At 68.1% G+C, this 15,510-nt stretch carries 15 protein-coding genes and 1 riboswitch; of the genes, 5 read left to right on the top strand and 10 right to left on the bottom strand.

Annotated elements, in window-relative coordinates; all coding sequences use genetic code 11:
- Nucleotides 1-585 precede the first annotated feature (585 nt).
- Nucleotides 586-867 (top strand): hypothetical protein, encoded by a 282-nt coding sequence (locus EFK10_RS40260; protein ID WP_127360604.1) that lies wholly within the window; start codon nt 586-588, stop codon nt 865-867.
- Nucleotides 868-975: 108 nt separating this feature from the next.
- Here the strand turns inward: EFK10_RS40260 and EFK10_RS53840 are convergent, their stop codons facing one another.
- From EFK10_RS53840 to gmd, 5 genes are all read right to left on the bottom strand, one after another.
- On the bottom strand, nt 976-1,290 hold the full coding sequence (locus EFK10_RS53840) for a hypothetical protein (RefSeq protein WP_127360603.1): 315 nt from the start codon (nt 1,288-1,290) through the stop codon (nt 976-978).
- 83 nt (nt 1,291-1,373) lie between these two features.
- Nucleotides 1,374-2,009: an FkbM family methyltransferase gene (locus EFK10_RS40250; protein ID WP_164836339.1), complete on the bottom strand. Its 636-nt coding sequence runs from the start codon at nt 2,007-2,009 to the stop codon at nt 1,374-1,376.
- A gap of 311 nt (nt 2,010-2,320) precedes the next feature.
- Nucleotides 2,321-3,364, bottom strand: a complete 1,044-nt coding sequence (locus EFK10_RS40245; RefSeq protein ID WP_127360601.1) for a glycosyltransferase family 2 protein — start codon at nt 3,362-3,364, stop codon at nt 2,321-2,323.
- Nucleotides 3,365-3,466: 102 nt separating this feature from the next.
- Nucleotides 3,467-4,186 (bottom strand): FkbM family methyltransferase, encoded by a 720-nt coding sequence (locus EFK10_RS40240; RefSeq protein ID WP_127360600.1) that lies wholly within the window; start codon nt 4,184-4,186, stop codon nt 3,467-3,469.
- A 121-nt stretch (nt 4,187-4,307) separates the two neighbouring features.
- Complete coding sequence (gmd, locus tag EFK10_RS40235; RefSeq protein WP_127360599.1) at nt 4,308-5,348, bottom strand: GDP-mannose 4,6-dehydratase; 1,041 nt, start codon at nt 5,346-5,348, stop codon at nt 4,308-4,310.
- 154 nt (nt 5,349-5,502) lie between these two features.
- Between gmd and EFK10_RS40230 the strand changes: the two genes are divergently transcribed.
- Nucleotides 5,503-7,017, top strand: coding sequence for a polysaccharide biosynthesis tyrosine autokinase (locus tag EFK10_RS40230; RefSeq protein WP_240677772.1), 1,515 nt, complete (start codon nt 5,503-5,505; stop codon nt 7,015-7,017).
- Between the two features lie 4 nt (nt 7,018-7,021).
- A complete protein-coding gene (locus EFK10_RS40225) occupies nt 7,022-7,987 on the top strand; it encodes a GDP-L-fucose synthase family protein (RefSeq protein ID WP_127360597.1) in 966 nt (321 codons plus the stop codon).
- 92 nt (nt 7,988-8,079) lie between these two features.
- Here EFK10_RS40225 and EFK10_RS40220 read toward each other — a convergent pair whose 3' ends face one another.
- The 4 genes from EFK10_RS40220 to gcvT form a co-directional block, all read right to left on the bottom strand.
- Nucleotides 8,080-9,447 carry an L-serine ammonia-lyase gene (locus EFK10_RS40220; RefSeq protein WP_127360596.1) on the bottom strand — a complete coding sequence of 456 codons (1,368 nt, stop codon included), beginning with the start codon at nt 9,445-9,447 and terminating at the stop codon, nt 8,080-8,082.
- A 74-nt stretch (nt 9,448-9,521) separates the two neighbouring features.
- On the bottom strand, nt 9,522-10,796 hold the full coding sequence (gene glyA / locus EFK10_RS40215; protein WP_127360595.1) for a serine hydroxymethyltransferase: 1,275 nt from the start codon (nt 10,794-10,796) through the stop codon (nt 9,522-9,524).
- A 29-nt stretch (nt 10,797-10,825) separates the two neighbouring features.
- Nucleotides 10,826-11,203, bottom strand: coding sequence for a glycine cleavage system protein GcvH (gene gcvH, locus EFK10_RS40210; protein WP_127360594.1), 378 nt, complete (start codon nt 11,201-11,203; stop codon nt 10,826-10,828).
- A gap of 54 nt (nt 11,204-11,257) precedes the next feature.
- Nucleotides 11,258-12,370, bottom strand: coding sequence for a glycine cleavage system aminomethyltransferase GcvT (gene gcvT, locus EFK10_RS40205; RefSeq protein WP_127360618.1), 1,113 nt, complete (start codon nt 12,368-12,370; stop codon nt 11,258-11,260).
- Between the two features lie 155 nt (nt 12,371-12,525).
- Nucleotides 12,526-12,623, bottom strand: a riboswitch (glycine riboswitch).
- Between the two features lie 209 nt (nt 12,624-12,832).
- Between gcvT and EFK10_RS40200 the strand changes: the two genes are divergently transcribed.
- Nucleotides 12,833-13,438 (top strand): AAA family ATPase, encoded by a 606-nt coding sequence (locus EFK10_RS40200; RefSeq protein ID WP_127360593.1) that lies wholly within the window; start codon nt 12,833-12,835, stop codon nt 13,436-13,438.
- Nucleotides 13,439-13,466: 28 nt separating this feature from the next.
- Here the strand turns inward: EFK10_RS40200 and EFK10_RS40195 are convergent, their stop codons facing one another.
- Complete coding sequence (locus tag EFK10_RS40195) at nt 13,467-14,498, bottom strand: hypothetical protein (RefSeq protein WP_127360592.1); 1,032 nt, start codon at nt 14,496-14,498, stop codon at nt 13,467-13,469.
- Between the two features lie 185 nt (nt 14,499-14,683).
- Between EFK10_RS40195 and EFK10_RS40190 the strand changes: the two genes are divergently transcribed.
- Nucleotides 14,684-15,457, top strand: a complete 774-nt coding sequence (locus EFK10_RS40190) for an enhanced serine sensitivity protein SseB (RefSeq protein ID WP_127360591.1) — start codon at nt 14,684-14,686, stop codon at nt 15,455-15,457.
- The last annotated feature ends 53 nt before the right edge of the window (nt 15,458-15,510 follow it).

The following is a 15,510-nucleotide window of genomic DNA, read 5'->3' as shown; positions in this document are numbered from 1 at the left end:
CAAACGGCAGCGGTGGGCCCGGCGATCGGTCGGGTCCTCGGCAAGGCCCGCCTTGCCCTCCCGTCCCGGTTGCGCTGCCGCAGGGGGCCGCTCTTGGTCCCGCTGATAGGGGCCCGGTTCGGCGAACTTTATGCGGCTGCGCTGAAGGGAGACGTGGTTCCCTTCTTCTGGGACGTCTGGGAACCGCAGTGGGAGCTGTTCGTCCGGCGGTTGCGGCCACTACGGCCACCGGTTGTATTCGTTACTGCCGCCCAGGCGGCCCGATTCCTTGCGGGCGAGCTACCGAAAACCAGAGTCGTCCACCTTCCTGAAGCCACGAGGATGTCCTGGTACAGCCCTCAGCGCCCGTTGGCGTCAAGGACGATCGGCATCCTGGAAATGGGACGGCGGTACGAGGCATGGCACGACGCGGTAAGGCAACCCCTTCGCTCGCACTCGAATCGGCGCCATGTCTACACACATCGGCGCGGCCAGTTGTTGTTTCCTGATGAGCGCGCCCTTCATAGAGGCCTTGCTGACACAACGGTCTCGGTGTGCTTTCCCTCGTCGCTCACGCATCCCCGCCGCTCGGGGAGCGTCGAGACCATGACCCATCGCTACCTGGAGAGTATCGGCTCGGGATGCATCGTCCTGGGGCACGCTCCCGTGGAGCTCGTGGAGCTCATGGGATTCAATCCTGTCGTCGAGGTCGACTGGAGCGCTCCCGCTGACCAGGCATTGGAAATTCTTGCAGATTCACAGAAGTGGCAGCCGCACGTGGACAGAGCCCTGCAGCGGCTGTCGGAGGTCGGCGACTGGGGCGTACGGGTCGGTACAATCCGAGCGACGCTTGAGGAGACCGGACTCCTGTCATCCTCTTTGAGGTGAGTATTGAGCACGCAGAGAAATCGTGACTGTTTTGGACGACCCACGGGCTGCGGTGATGCCGTGACGACGGGTTCCGGTGGTCGGGTAGGTAGATCTTGTGATCTCCCATCAGCCGCCGCAGCCCTCGTAAGAGGAGCTCGCCGGGTTGGTCAGGGAACTGAAGCTTCTGGTCTCCGCGCAGGCGGCGATGATTGCTGAGCAGATCGAGCGGATCGCGGAGTTGGAGGGCCAGGTCGGATCCGACTTGCGCAACTTTTCCAAGCCTCCGTCCAGTGACGGGCTGCGTAAGAAGCCCGCGCCGAAGTCGCTTCGGCAGCGCACCGGGCGCAAGCCGGCCGGGCGAGGGGAGATCCGGGTGGCCGACTGGAGCAGGTCGCCAACCCGGACGCGATAGTCGATCACCATCCGGATCCGCTCGTACATCTCCACCGTGCGCAAACACGGGATCAACCCCCTCACCGCCCTACGCGACCTCTTCGCCGGACGGCCATGGATGCTGCCCGCAGCTAGCTGAAAGTCCTGAATAGTTGCGAGAAATCAAGGTGAGATGTCACCGGACCGCTCAGTCGGAGCGAAGATGATATTCTCGTACTCGTACTCGTACTCGTTTCGCAATTGGTGGGGGAGTGCGCAGCCCTTGCGCAGTTCGAATTCACTGTAGTCGAAGGAGAGGATTTTTCGACTAGGTCACGGCTGTTCGGAGCATCCGGGGCTCCCATGTCTTCCACCTCAAGCGAAATGATCGGCCGCGATCCGCTCAGCAATTGCTCCATACCACGCAGTACATGCATCTCAGCGCTCTCCACGTCGATTTTCACGACGTCAGGAACGCATCCGTGGTCGCGTACATAATCGTCGAGACGTACGGCCTGAACGGCACAGGTGCGTTCGCTGATCCGGTTCCTGACTTCATCGGGAAGTCTGGCCTGAAAGACGGAGTTGAAGGCGCTGAATCCCGGCCCGTAATCGTGCAGCGAGATCGTCGAAGGTTCTGACCAGCCAGCAGCATTCATCGGTGTGACATTTTTCCGGGTTCGGGAGTTGGCCGCGAGCACAGCGAACGTTGACGGAGTCGGCTCGAAGGCGATGACCTGGCCGGCGGCACCGACTGCCTGGCTGGCCAGTATGCTGAAGTAGCCCACATGCGCCCCACCTCGATGGAAGTCATTCCGTTTCGCAGGAATCGGAGGTAGAACGCGCTCAGATCGTACTCGAAGAAACCGTTCCAACGCAACGATACGGACACATCGTCGGGCAAAGTGACTGTGATGTACTGCCCCCAGGGTGGGCGTGCTTTTACGTGCACGCTGTGTCCGAGCTCCTTCCACTTGCGAAGTCGAACCGGTGTGGGGTACGCGAGGCGGAGAGGGTGGCGCAGCATCCGGTGGCGAAATCTTGTCCGGCTTGCGCGGTACTGCCGGTCAAGCTCCCTGCAGTGCGCAAGGGATGCACATTACTCGACACGACGACGTGGATCGGTGCTCTCGCGCGTGGACATGTCGTTTGAACCGCGCGTTTCATCGGCGCAGGCACGGGCCAGGCGACGTCGCGATCCCGGCGCCGCTCGGTCCACCGCAAGAGGCTCGGTTGTCAGCTCTCGTCCGCGGCTGCACGTCGATTCCGCCAGCCAACCGCCCGCGAAGGCGAAGTCCATGAGTCCGCGGACACAATCAGGTGAGTTTCGCCGGACCGCGCCCCACAGCAGCCGTGCCAGTCCCCGCGCGATTCGCCCGGCCCGGCGATGCATTCGGCGGGCAAACAGCGCAGGGCCCAGCGTGCGTTCCAGCCGGGCGACGGCACGACCCGCGCGATAGGCCCGGCGCAGCGTCCATGACAGGGTCAGTCTTTCCGGGTCGGGAATTTCCTGCGCGACAGCGGCGCCTGCCCAGACCAGCGTCGCCCCGCGCTGCGCTAGTTCGGTGAAGAAGACCGTATCCTCACCGCCGACTCGGTCGAAAGCCGGTCGAAAGCGAACACCCAGACGTTGGATGGTGGCCATGCGGATCAAGGTGTTACCTGAGTTGGCTGGACCATGCAGCGGCCCGTCAGGCTGAGATCGCATTGGACGCAGCACCGCGCCACCATCCAGCCACCGAGGGGCGGCCGGAGGTAGGCGGACGGGGACTGGGCCAACGACGACATCGGCCGAAGACTTCTCGGCACTGTTCACCAGGGTTTCGAGCCATCCGTAGCACGGGCGCTCGTCGTCGTCGATGAAGACCAGTGCGTCGTAATGCGCTGCCAGGTCCAGCGCGGCATTGCGGACCTGGGCGAACCCACGATCGCTGACCTGCTGGCACGTCACACCGTTGCGGGCCACGGCCGCGCGAACCCACTCCGAGCCGCCCCCGGAATTGTCGAGCAGCAGGACCGATACCGTGCGCCCTCCCCGTTCAGCCGCCCGGGACTGCACATAAAGTTCTTCAAGGAGGGGGAGCAACGGGCGCGCACCCGTCGTCGGCACGGCAATGAGAACGGTCTTCAGCTTGTCGATCACAGACCCTCCACAGGCGCTTTCTCGGGGTTGTCATCGGCCCGGTACCACCGCAGCAGCGCCGGTTGAACTACACGTGCAATCCAGATGGTGACGCCCATGGGCTTATTCACGGAAACACACCACGTCGCACTGGTACATCCGACTGATGCGAGGGTCGGTGAATCCGGGCACGACATACATCAATGAGAAACCGAAGCCCTCCAGCATGTCCAGGGCCTCCCTATACAGCATCCCGCCTTCGTAAAGCGGCGAAAAGGTGACCTCCATCTGCACGCCGATGCACCGCGAGATCCTCTCGCCTGCGCCCAGCAGCACATTCTTCTCCGCACCCTGTACGTCGACTTTCAGGAAGACCCGCTCCGCTTCCCGTACGAGATCCGGCCACAGCACGGCAAGACGGCGCTGCTGCACGCTCTCGATACCGACATACCGGGAGTCAGGAGCAGCATCTGCGTGCCGGGACAGCATCTGCAGTACGGAACTGCTCGCTCCCGCGTTTCCTGCCACGTGGATGTCCACGGTGCCCTCGATATCTCCGATTGCAAAGGGCCTGACCGTCCACAACTGGTCTTTTGCCGAATTTGCCCTGAGACGTCGGAACGGCTCTCCCAGCGGTTCGAACGACACGATGCGTCCGCGATAGCCGCTGCGGCGCAGGCCCGTGGCGTAACGGCCGTCGTTCGCCCCGACGTCGAGGACTACATCCACGCGGTGATGCGCCAGCAGCTGGTTGGCTTGGTGTTCCAGGTTGGCCTCGGGATAGCGGGTCACATCCACTCCGAGACGCTGCCCGAGACGCCTGATTCCGTGAAGGATGGTCATCCGCATATAATATCGGCATTCCGTTTCATGTCGGATGCTGTGCTCCGTGTCGCCTACATACGTGTGGGTGCCGGGGTGTGCGCCGTGCCGACCATGCGGTCGCTGCATCCGGCATCCAGCCTCACCGCGTGGCGAGGGCCGGGAGGCCGGGAGATGGCACCGTCTCCTTTGGCTCGGCGGCCTGCAGCGGAGCACTCAGTTCGGCGTCGACCATCAGACTGGCGAGCTCCGGCGCGCGCACCGTGGGCCGCCATCCGAGAACCTTTTCGGCCTTGGAGGCGTCACCGACCAGGTCGTCGACCTCGGTCGGGCGCAGGTAGCGGTCGTCGAAGCGAACGTGTTCGCGCCAGTCGAGCCCCGCGTGGGCGAAGCACACCTCAACGAAGTCCTGCACGCTGTAGCTGGTGCCGGTGGCGATGACGAAGTCGTCCGGCTCGTCCTGCTGCAGCATTCGCCACATAGCCTCGACGTACTCCGGCGCGTAGCCCCAGTCGCGGCGGGCGTCGAGGTTGCCCAGGTACAGCTCGTCCTGAAGACCGGCTTTGATGCGGGCGGCAGCAATGGCAACCTTGCGGGTGACGAAGGTGGGTCCACGGCGCGGTGACTCGTGGTTGAACAGGATGCCGTTGACGGCGTAGATGCCGTATGCCTCACGGTAGTTCCGGGTGACCCAGTAGGCGTACACCTTGGCCACCCCGTAGGGCGAGCGGGGATGGAAGGCGGTGCCCTCGTGCTGGGGTGGCGGCGTCGCGCCGAACATCTCGGAGCTGGAGGCCTGGTAGAAGCGGCAGGGGAGGTTGATCGCCCGGATGGCTTCAAGCAGGCGTGTGGTGCTCAGCCCGGTGGTGTTGCCGGTGAATTCGGGCTCGTCGAAGGAGACCCGGACGTGTGACTGGGCGGCGAGGTGATAGACCTCGTCGGGCCGTACTTGCTCCAGTAGACCGGCGATCCGGGTGCCGTCCGTGAGGTCACCGTAGTGGAGGAACAGGCGGGCTTCGGGGTCGTGCGGGTCGCGGTAGAGGTGATCGATGCGGTGCGTGTTGAAGGTGGAGGCGCGGCGGACGATCCCGTGCACCTGGTAACCCTTCTGCAGCAGTAGCTCCGCGAGGTAGGAACCGTCCTGGCCGGTGATGCCGGTGATGAGCGCCGTCTTGGCTGTCACACGCACTCCCTGCTGGTGGACTGTCAGGTGGGGCTCCGTCAGGGTACGGACACGGCAACCCCAAAACGGGAATTAGGGTCATGTGTCGCATTTGTCTGTTTTGGGTCATAAGGTGATGCTTCGTACTCACTGGCTCCGACCGGGGACGGATATCTTGGATCTACGCGACTACCTACGGGTCCTCTCTCGCCGCTGGCGCATCATCGCCGCGCTGACCCTGCTGGGCACGGGACTCGGCGTACTGGCCACCTATGCGGCCACGCCGGAGTACCGGGCCACCACCACGCTCTTCGTCTCCATGCAGGACGGGGTCGACACGGCCCAGCTGAACCAGGGGAACGTCTTCACCCAGGCGCGGGTGCAGTCCTACGCGAAGATGGCCGGCAGCCCCCTGGTGACCCGGCCCGTCATCAGGTCGCTGAAACTCGGCATGACGCCGGACCAACTGGCCAGCAAGATCTCCGCATCCGCGCAGCCCGACACGGTGCTGCTCCGGATCACTGTCACCGACACCAAGCCGAGCCGGGCGGCACTGATCAGCAACACCGTCGCCGAGCGCTTCGCCGACATGGTCAGCGGGCTGGAGCGGCCGGCCAACGCGAATTACTCCCCGGTCAGACTGAGCGTCACGGAGCCCGCCTCCACGCCCACCGCACCCTTCTCCCCGCGTCCTGTCGTGAATCTCGCGCTCGGTCTGCTGTGCGGGCTGGCGCTCGGGGCCGGTTGCGCGGTCCTGCGCGAGTCGCTGGACACCTCGGTACGCAGCCGTCAGGCTCTGGCCGACTTGATGGCCAAGGCCGGCGGGCCTCCCGTACTCGGGAGCGTCGTGCACGACTCGCGCAACGCCCGGCATCTGGTGGCCACGCGCGATGACATGCATGGTCTGCGTGCCGAGGGCTTCCGGCAGTTGCGTACCAACCTTCGGTTCGTGGACGTTGACCGGGCGCCCAAGGTGATCGCGGTGACCAGTGCGCTCCCCGGGGAGGGTAAGACCAGTGTCGCGGTCAACCTGGCCGCCGCGATGGCAGAGGCCGGTGCCAAGGTGTGCCTGGTCGAGACCGACCTGCGCCGCCCCACTGTGGCCCGGGGTCTCGGTCTCGTCGGAGATGCCGGGCTGACGTCCTGTTTGATCGGCCAGGCACATGTGCAGCAGGTGCTGCAGTCCGCCGGCACGTTCTCAGTGCTGACCAGCGGGGCGGTGCCGCCCAATCCGGCTGAACTGCTGGGCAGCGAGCAGTTCCGCACCGTGCTGGCCACCCTTTCGGAGGAGTTCGACCACATCGTGATCGACACGTCCCCGGTGCTCCCTGTCGCGGACACCGCGGCGATGGCCCCGGTGGTGGACGGTTACGTGTTGGTGGTGCGCGCTGCCCGCACCAGCCGTACACAGGTCGCCGCTGCTCTGGACACTCTTCGGCGTGGTGGTACTCCCGTACTGGGCACGATCTTCAACATGGCGCCGCAGAAGGGCGAGGAAGGGGCCTACGGCTACGCGTACACCTACCGGCCGCAGCAGCGCCATACGACCGGCGCGTTCTCCCGGCTGCTGCGCAATGACGGGCGCGCGACGCCGGCCGAACCCCCGGCGCTTCACGGTGCGTCATCGGCGATGCGGCCGACGGGAATGGAAGCCCCTCGCAACGGCAAGCCCAGCCACTCCGAGTGGTGAACCCATGAGTGATCCTCGAAGGGCGGTGGGCGCGGCAGCCGAGCAGGTCTGGCTGCCGCCCCGCGCCCGCATTTTCGTGGCGGGCCACCGTGGTCTGGTCGGGTCGGCGGTCACCCGCCGGCTCACCGCCGACGGTCATGAGGTGATCACTCGTGGCCGCGACGAACTCGATCTGCGCGACGCCGCGCGGACCGCGAGATTCCTGGCGGACGTCCGCCCGGACGCAGTGGTGCTGGCCGCCGCGAAGGTCGGCGGCATCTTGGCCAACAGCACCTTCCCGGTACCGTTCCTCGAGGACAATCTGCGCATCCAGCTGAGCGTGATCGCGGGTTCGTACGCGGCCGGGGTCGGCCGGCTGCTCTTCCTCGGGTCGTCGTGCATCTACCCGAAGCTCGCCGCCCAGCCGATCCGCGAGGAAGCGCTGCTCACCGGCCCGCTGGAGCTGACCAACGAACCGTACGCGCTCGCCAAGATCGCCGGGATCGTCCAGATCCAGTCCTACCGGCGGCAGTACGGCGCCTCGTACATCTCCGCCATGCCGACCAACCTCTACGGCCCGGGCGACAACTTCGACCTCCAGACCTCGCACGTCCTGCCGGCCCTGATCCGCCGCTTCCACGAGGCGAAGCAGGAAGGCGCGGCCGAGGTGACCCTGTGGGGCTCGGGCACGCCGCGCCGCGAATTCCTGCACGTCGACGACCTCGCCGCGGCCTGCGCGCTGCTCTTGCGAAGCTACGACGGCGACGAGCCGGTCAACGTCGGCTGCGGCGAGGACCTGACGATTCGTGAACTGGCCGAGGCGGTGCGGTCCGTCATCGGATACGGCGGCCGCATCGCCTGGGACACATCCAAGCCGGACGGTACGCCGAGAAAACTCCTGGACATCTCCCGCCTCACCGCGCTCGGCTGGAAGCCGGCCGTTGCACTGCGCGAGGGGATCGCCGCCGTCTACGCGGACTGGCAGGCTTGACCGGCCCCGAGCTGTTTACTTGTCGCCGGGTAAGCAGGGAAGGCCCTGACAGTTCCGAAAAGACTCAAAGGGGCTGGTCAGGGCAGGTTTCCTCAGCACTCGATGACGTTCACCGCCAGCCCGCCGCGGGCGGTCTCCTTGTATTTGACCTTCATGTCGGCGCCGGTCTCCTTCATGGTCTTGATGACCTTGTCGAGGGAGACGTGGTGGCGGCCGTCGCCGCGCATGGCCATGCGGGCGGCGGTGACGGCCTTGACGGCGGCCATGCCGTTGCGTTCGATGCAGGGGATCTGGACGAGGCCGCCGACGGGGTCGCAGGTGAGGCCGAGGTTGTGTTCCATGCCGATTTCGGCGGCGTTTTCGACCTTTTCGGGGGAGCCGCCGAGGACTTCGGCGAGGCCGCCGGCGGCCATGGAGCAGGCGGAGCCGACTTCGCCCTGGCAGCCGACTTCGGCGCCGGAGATGGAGGCGTTCTCCTTGAAGAGCATGCCGATGGCGCCGGCGGCGAGGAGGAAGCGGACGACGCCGTCGTCGTCGGCGCCGGGGACGAAGTTGACGTAGTAGTGGAGGACGGCGGGGATGATGCCGGCGGCGCCGTTGGTGGGGGCGGTGACGACGCGGCCGCCGGCGGCGTTCTCCTCGTTGACGGCCATGGCGTAGAGGGTGGTCCACTCCATGGCGTGGGCGAGGGCGTCGCCTTCGGAGCGGAGCTGGCGGGCGGAGTTGGCGGCGCGGCGGCGGACCTTCAGGCCCCCGGGGAGGATGCCTTCGCGGGACATGCCGCAGGCGACGCAGGCCTGCATGACGCGCCAGATCTCGAGGAGGCCTTCGCGGATCTCGGTCTCGGTGCGCCAGGACTTCTCGTTCTCCAGCATCAGGCCGGAGATGGACAGGCCGGTGTCGTGGGAGAGCCGCAGCAACTCGTCGCCGGTGCGGAAGGGGTACTTCAGGACGGTGTCGTCGAGCTTGATGCGGTCTTCACTGACAGCGTCCTCGTCGACGACGAAGCCGCCGCCGACGGAGTAGTACGTCTTCTCCAGCAGGGGCGCGCCGTCGGTGTCGTACGCGAAGAGGGTCATGCCGTTGGCGTGGTAGGGCAGGGAGCGGCGGCGGTGGAGGATGAGCTGGGACGACTCGTCGAAGTCGATCTCGTGGGTGCCCAGGAGGTTGAGCCGCCGGGAGGTACGGATCCGGTCGACCTCGGCGTCGGCGCGCTCGACGTCGACCGTGCGGGGGGAGGCGCCTTCCAGGCCGAGGAGGACGGCCTTGGGGGTGCCGTGGCCGTGGCCGGTGGCGCCGAGGGAGCCGAAGAGCTCGGCGCGGACGGAGGCCACATGGGTGAGCAGGCCCTCGTTCTTGAGGCGGCGGGCGAATATGCGGGCGGCGCGCATCGGGCCCACGGTGTGGGAGCTGGACGGGCCTATGCCGATCGAGAAGAGGTCGAAGACCGAGATGGCCACGGCGTGACTCCCTGAGGTGGGGTTGGCGGGGGCGCCGGGAACGGGACGGGGGCGCCCCCACCGGGACGTACGTGTTACTTCTTCAGGCCGGGATAGAGCGGGTGCTTCGCCGCGAGGGCGGAGACACGGGCACTGAGCGCCTTGGACTGCTCGGCGTCGAAGCCGGGCTTGAGGGCCTCGGCGATGATGTCGGCGACCTCGCGGAAGTCCTCGGCGGTGAAGCCGCGGGTGGCCAGGGCCGGGGTGCCGATGCGCAGGCCTGAGGTGACCATCGGGGGGCGGGGGTCGTTCGGGATGGCGTTGCGGTTGACGGTGATGCCGACCTCGTGGAGACGGTCCTCCGCCTGCTGGCCGTCGAGCTCGCTGTTGCGGAGGTCGACCAGGACGAGGTGCACATCCGTGCCGCCGGACAGCACCGAGACGCCGGCCTCGGTCAGGTCCGGCTGGACCAGACGCTCGGCGAGGATCTTGGCGCCTTCGAGGGTACGGACCTGGCGGTCCTTGAAGTCGTCGGACGCCGCGACCTTGAAGGCGACCGCCTTCGCCGCGATGACGTGCTCGAGCGGACCGCCCTGCTGGCCGGGGAAGACCGCGGAGTTGATCTTCTTGGCCAGCTCGGCCTTGGAGAGGATGACACCGCCGCGCGGACCGCCGAGGGTCTTGTGGGTCGTGGTGGTCACCACGTCCGCGTACGGCACGGGGGAGGGGTGCAGACCCGCCGCCACCAGGCCGGCGAAGTGCGCCATGTCGACCATCAGGTAGGCGCCGACCTCGTCGGCGATCCTGCGGAACGCGGCGAAGTCCAGCTGGCGCGGGTAGGCGGACCAGCCGGCGACGATCAGCTTGGGCCGGTTCTCCTTGGCGAGGCGCTCGACCTCCTCCATGTCGACCAGACCGGTCTCGGCGTCCACGTGGTAGGGCACCACGTTGTAGAGCTTGCCGGAGAAGTTGATCTTCATGCCGTGGGTGAGGTGCCCACCGTGGGCGAGGCTCAGCCCGAGGATCGTGTCGCCGGGGGAGAGCAGCGCGAACATCGCGGCGGCGTTGGCCTGCGCGCCCGAATGCGGCTGTACGTTGGCGTGCTCGGCGCCGAAGAGCGCCTTGACGCGGTCGATGGCGAGCTGCTCGACGACGTCCACGTGCTCGCAGCCGCCGTAGTAGCGGCGGCCGGGGTAGCCCTCCGCGTACTTGTTGGTCAGCACCGAGCCCTGGGCCTCCAGCACCGCGACCGGGGCGAAGTTCTCGGAGGCGATCATTTCCAGGGTGGACTGCTGGCGGTCGAGCTCGGCGTCGACGGCGGCGGCGACGTCGGGGTCGAGTTCGTGCAGGGAGCTGTTGAGGAGAGACATCAGTATCCCGATCTGGTTACTACGTCAGGTCAGTTGCCGGTGAAGGAGGCGTACTCGTCGGCGGAGAGCAGGTCGCCCGGCTCCTCGCTGACCTTCACCTTGAAGAGCCAGCCGCCCTCGAAGGGGGCGGAGTTCACCAGTGCCGGGTCGTCCACGACGTCCTGGTTGACCTCGGTGACCTCGCCGGTGACCGGCGCGTACAGGTCGCTGACCGACTTGGTCGACTCCAGCTCACCGCAGGTGTCGCCCGCGGTGACCGTGGAGCCGACCTCCGGGAGCTGGACGTACACGACATCGCCGAGCGCGTCGGCGGCGTGTGAAGTGATGCCCACGGTGGAGACTCCCGCCTCGGCGGCGGAGACCCACTCGTGCTCCTTGCTGTAGCGCAGCTGCTGGGGGTTGCTCATGACCTGATTCTCCTGGATGCGGTGGTGTGCTCGTGAAAGGGGTGTCGAGGGGTTTCAGCGGGTGCGCTTGTAGAAGGGGAGCGCGACGACCTCGTACGGCTCATGCGTACCGCGGATGTCGACTCCCACGCCCTCGGTGCCCGGCGCCGCGTGCTCGGCGTCCACGTACGCGATGGCGATCGGCTTGCCCAGGGTCGGGGACGGCGCGCCGGAGGTGACCTCGCCGATGACCTTGCCGTCGGCGACGACGGGGTAGCCCGCCCGGGGCACGCGGCGGCCCTCGGCGACCAGGCCGACCAGCTTGCGGACGGGCCTGTCGGCGGCCGCCCGGAGCGCCTCGCGGCCCACGAAGTCGCCGGGCTTGTCGAATTTCACGACCCGGCCGAGCCCGGCGTCGAAGGGGGTGAGGTCGGCCGTCAGCTCATGCCCGTACAGCGGCATCCCCGCCTCCAGGCGCAGCGTGTCCCGGCACGAAAGCCCGCACGGCACCAGGCCCGCCGGGGAGCCCGCCTCGGTGATCGCCTGCCAGAGCTTCTCGGCGTCGGCCGGGGCCACGAAGAGCTCGAAGCCGTCCTCGCCGGTGTAGCCCGTGCGGGCGATCAGCGCGGGGACGCCGGCGACGGTGCCGGGCAGCCCGGCGTAGTACTTCAGCCCGTCCAGGTCGGCGTCGGTCAGCGAGGCCAGGATCGCCGGCGACTCCGGGCCCTGGACCGCGATCAGCGCGTACGCGTCCCGGTCGTCCCGTACGTCCGCCTCGAAGCCGGCCACCCGGGCGGTGACCGCATCGAGCACCACCTGGGCGTTGGAGGCGTTGGCGACGACCACGAACTCCGACTCGCCCAGCCGGTAGACGATCAGGTCGTCCAGGATGCCGCCGTCCTCCTGGCAGATCATGGTGTACCGGGCCCGGCCGACGGCGATGGCGGAGATGTGGCCGACGAGTGCGTGGTCCAGGGCCTGCCCGGCCTGCGGGCCGGTGACCGTGATCTCGCCCATGTGGGAGAGGTCGAAGAGCCCGGCCCGGGTGCGTACGGCGTTGTGCTCGTCGCGCTCGCTGCCGTAGCGCAGCGGCATGTCCCAGCCGGCGAAGTCGGTCATCGTGGCGCCGAGCGCGCGGTGCAGCGCGTCGAGCGCGGTACGGCGGGGGGCGGCAGGCGTCGGCGTCATCATCGGACGGGGCTCCCAGAAGGCAGGCGTGGCGAGGACTCCTCCCCATCTGTCATCGGAACCTGAGAGGTTCACCTGGACCCCTGACGGGGACCGAGGTTTGCACCTTGGGTGGGACAGCGCACCGCGAGGGGCTGCCCGCTTTTCAGATGTGCCTCGTCCGCGCGGTAACTGTGCCTGAGAGATTCAAGGGAGGACTTGCTCCTTCGGCGCCCTTCCGGTCACCCGGTCGGGGCTCTCCCGCGCGGCCTCGAACGGCCTGTATGAGATTGAGCGGCCATCATTGCACGCGCTCCGGGTCTTGTCGCGATCGTGTCCGGACGGGGTCCCGGCGCCGTCCCGATCGCGAGGCGCTCATAGGAATCCATTGGTCTCCCCATTACCCTTTCTTGAAGGTATGGAACGGGGAGGGCGATCGCTGTGCTGGTGAGTCCGAGCGGTTCGTACGCGACAGCGAGGAGCATGGCCCGACCCCGGCAGCCGGCGCGGATCCAGCCCAGGCGGCTGACCGACCTGCGCGGACCCGCCGTCCGGACGCTCAGCTACCCCGTCGGCGATGTGCTCGTCGTGTCCGGCCTGCCCGGCGGCGGGAAGAGCACCCTGATGCTGCGCGCGAAGGGCGCCCGGCTGATCGACTCGCAGGACGTACGGCTGCGCTGGGCGGCGCGGCTGCCGCAGTGGCTGCCCTACGCCGTCTACCGGCCGCTGGTGCGGATCGCTCACTACGCCGGAATGCGGCGGGCGCTGCGCTCCGGCGACAGCGTGGTCGTCCACGACTGCGGAACGCTGCCCTGGGTACGGAACTGGCTCGCCCGGCAGGCCGCAGGACGCGGCCGGGGCATGCATCTGCTGGTGCTCGACGTGAGCGAGGAGGCCGCTCGCGACGGGCAGCGCTCGCGGGGGCGCGGGGTGTCGGCGTACGCGATGACCAGGCACCGCAAGGCCACGCGGCGGCTGCTGGCGGCGGCCCGGGCGGGGAAGCTGCCGGCCGCGTGCGTGTCGGCGGTAGTGCTGGACCGCGCCGCGGCCCGGGCGCTCGGTGCCATCGCGTTCGACTGCGACGGTTGAGCGGCCCGGGCCACGGCGCGGGATTTTTTCAGCCGGTGCTCTCGGCGAGCTCCGCGGTCTGCGGCGCGTTGAGCTGCGGCGCAGCCACAGGGGCTGCGGGGGCCAGCTGGTCCGCCGCCGGAGCCTGCGGGGCGGCCGGGGCCTGGTGGTCCTGCGGGGCCTGGGGAGCCTGGGGGGCTTCCGGGGCCTGCGGGGCCTGCGGCACGAAGGCGTTCTCCGGGGCGTTGGGCTGCTCCGGAGCCTGCGGGGCGATCGGAGCGGCCGGGGCCTGCGGGACCTGCGGGGCCTGCGGGGCCTGCGGCACGAAGGCGTTCTCCGGGGCGTTGGGCTGCTCCGGAGCCTGCGGGGCGATCGGAGCGGCCGGGGCCTGCGGGACCTCAGGGGCCTGCGGGGCACTCGGGGCGCTCTGCTGGTTGGGGTCGTTGTCCAGCGCGATCGGCAGCCCCGGCAGCACGCCACCCAGCAGGGACGTCAGGATGGTCGGGACGGAGGTCGCCAGGGACGTCAGGTGGCCAAGGATCTTGGGAACCAGGGACGTGACCTTGGCGGCGTCCTTGTTGCCCACCGCCGCCACCAGTTCGGTGACGTCCGTGGTCAGGGCCTTCAGCTGGTCGTTGACTTTCGCCATGGCGTCGTCGATGGGCGTGGCGGCGTAGTGGCCCTGCGTCGCTTCGGCGGGCCTGTCGGCCGGCATGGCCGGCTGGTCGGCCGCGGGCTTGTCCGCTGCGGGCTTGTCCGCGGGCTTGGCGGCCGCCGCCTGGCCGAGGGTGGTCGTCAGCTGCTCAGCGGCCGCGTTGAGACTGCGCTGCAGCTCCCAGAGCTTGCTGACGTCCGGCGTCTGGGCCATGGCCTCCTGGCTCAGCTTGGCCCCGTACGTCAGTGTGTCGCCCAGTTTGGCGATGACGTCCGCCGCAGGCTTGGCTGCTGTCGCCTCATCCGCGACGACGGTGACGCGGGACGGAGCGTGGATGGCCGCCCCGGCGACCCCGGCGACTCCGAGGGTGAGCGATCCGGCGAGCGAGGCAGCTATGGCGGTGGCGGCGAGATTGCTGATACGCATGTCCGTTTTTCTCCCAAAAGGTCGTGGGTTGGTGCTTTCCTCACCCATCCTTGGAAGATGATGTGACTTAGTGCAACTCGACCGTCGCTATCCGTGTCCGGTGGGATTGCCCGACCGGGTCGACAGGCGCGGTTTCCCGATAGGGTTTCCGTACAAGCAGCAGGTACGTCGGCAGGTGGGTAGTCATGGAGATTCCGGCGCAGCGCATACCGGAGGCCCCGCCGGGCTACGGCGGCTGGCCCGCCAACGAGCTCGAAGAGGTGCTGTCCGCCGCCATGGGCGACCCTGGCGCGACCGCCCGGGTGATGGAGGTCCTCGGCCGGTCCCAGGTCTGGGTGCCGCTGCCGAACGGCGGCGGCCCGGACAGCACGGACCTCGACCTCGCCACGATCGAGCTGGACGGCATGGTCTACGTACCGGTCTTCAGCTCCGAGCAGCAGTTCCTGCAGGCGGCCAACGGGATGTCCTTCACCGTCGCGCCGGTGCGGGAGTTCGCGCGCGGGCTGCCGCCGCAGGTCGGCATCGCCGTCAACCCCGGCGGCGCGGTGGGGATCCCGCTGCCGCCGGCCGCCGTCATGGAGCTGTGCCGCACGGATCGTATGGACCGCGCCCCCGGGGCGCCGACCGGCGCGCGGGTGCGGCTGTGGGAGCCGGACCTGGACGAGGAGCCGGTGGACTTCCTGGCCGTGACGGCTGGCGAGTTCGCGGTCACCGGGGTCGTGCTCAGCGCCCGGTGCGCGCTCGCCAGCGTCGAGGGCGACCCGCCCGCCCTCTTCATCGGCGTCGAGCTCGACCGCTGGCAGGAGGAGGACCGCGCCGAGGCGATGACCGCGCTCGGGCGTGCCCTCGGTGCGGTGCCGGTGCCGTGGCCGGTCAACCTGGTGCTTCTCGACATCGCCCAGGACCCGGTCGGCGACTGGATGCTGGAGCGGGTACAGCCCTTCTTCACGCGAGACTGAGGGCGCAGAACCTGGTTTGATGAGCCCCGACAGGGGTTCGGAACGAGCTTGAG

Origin of the sequence: Streptomyces soli, assembly GCF_003999195.1 — a bacterium.
GTDB classification, from domain to species: domain Bacteria; phylum Actinomycetota; class Actinomycetes; order Streptomycetales; family Streptomycetaceae; genus Actinacidiphila; species Actinacidiphila soli.
This window is presented reverse-complemented; position numbering and strand designations above follow the sequence as displayed.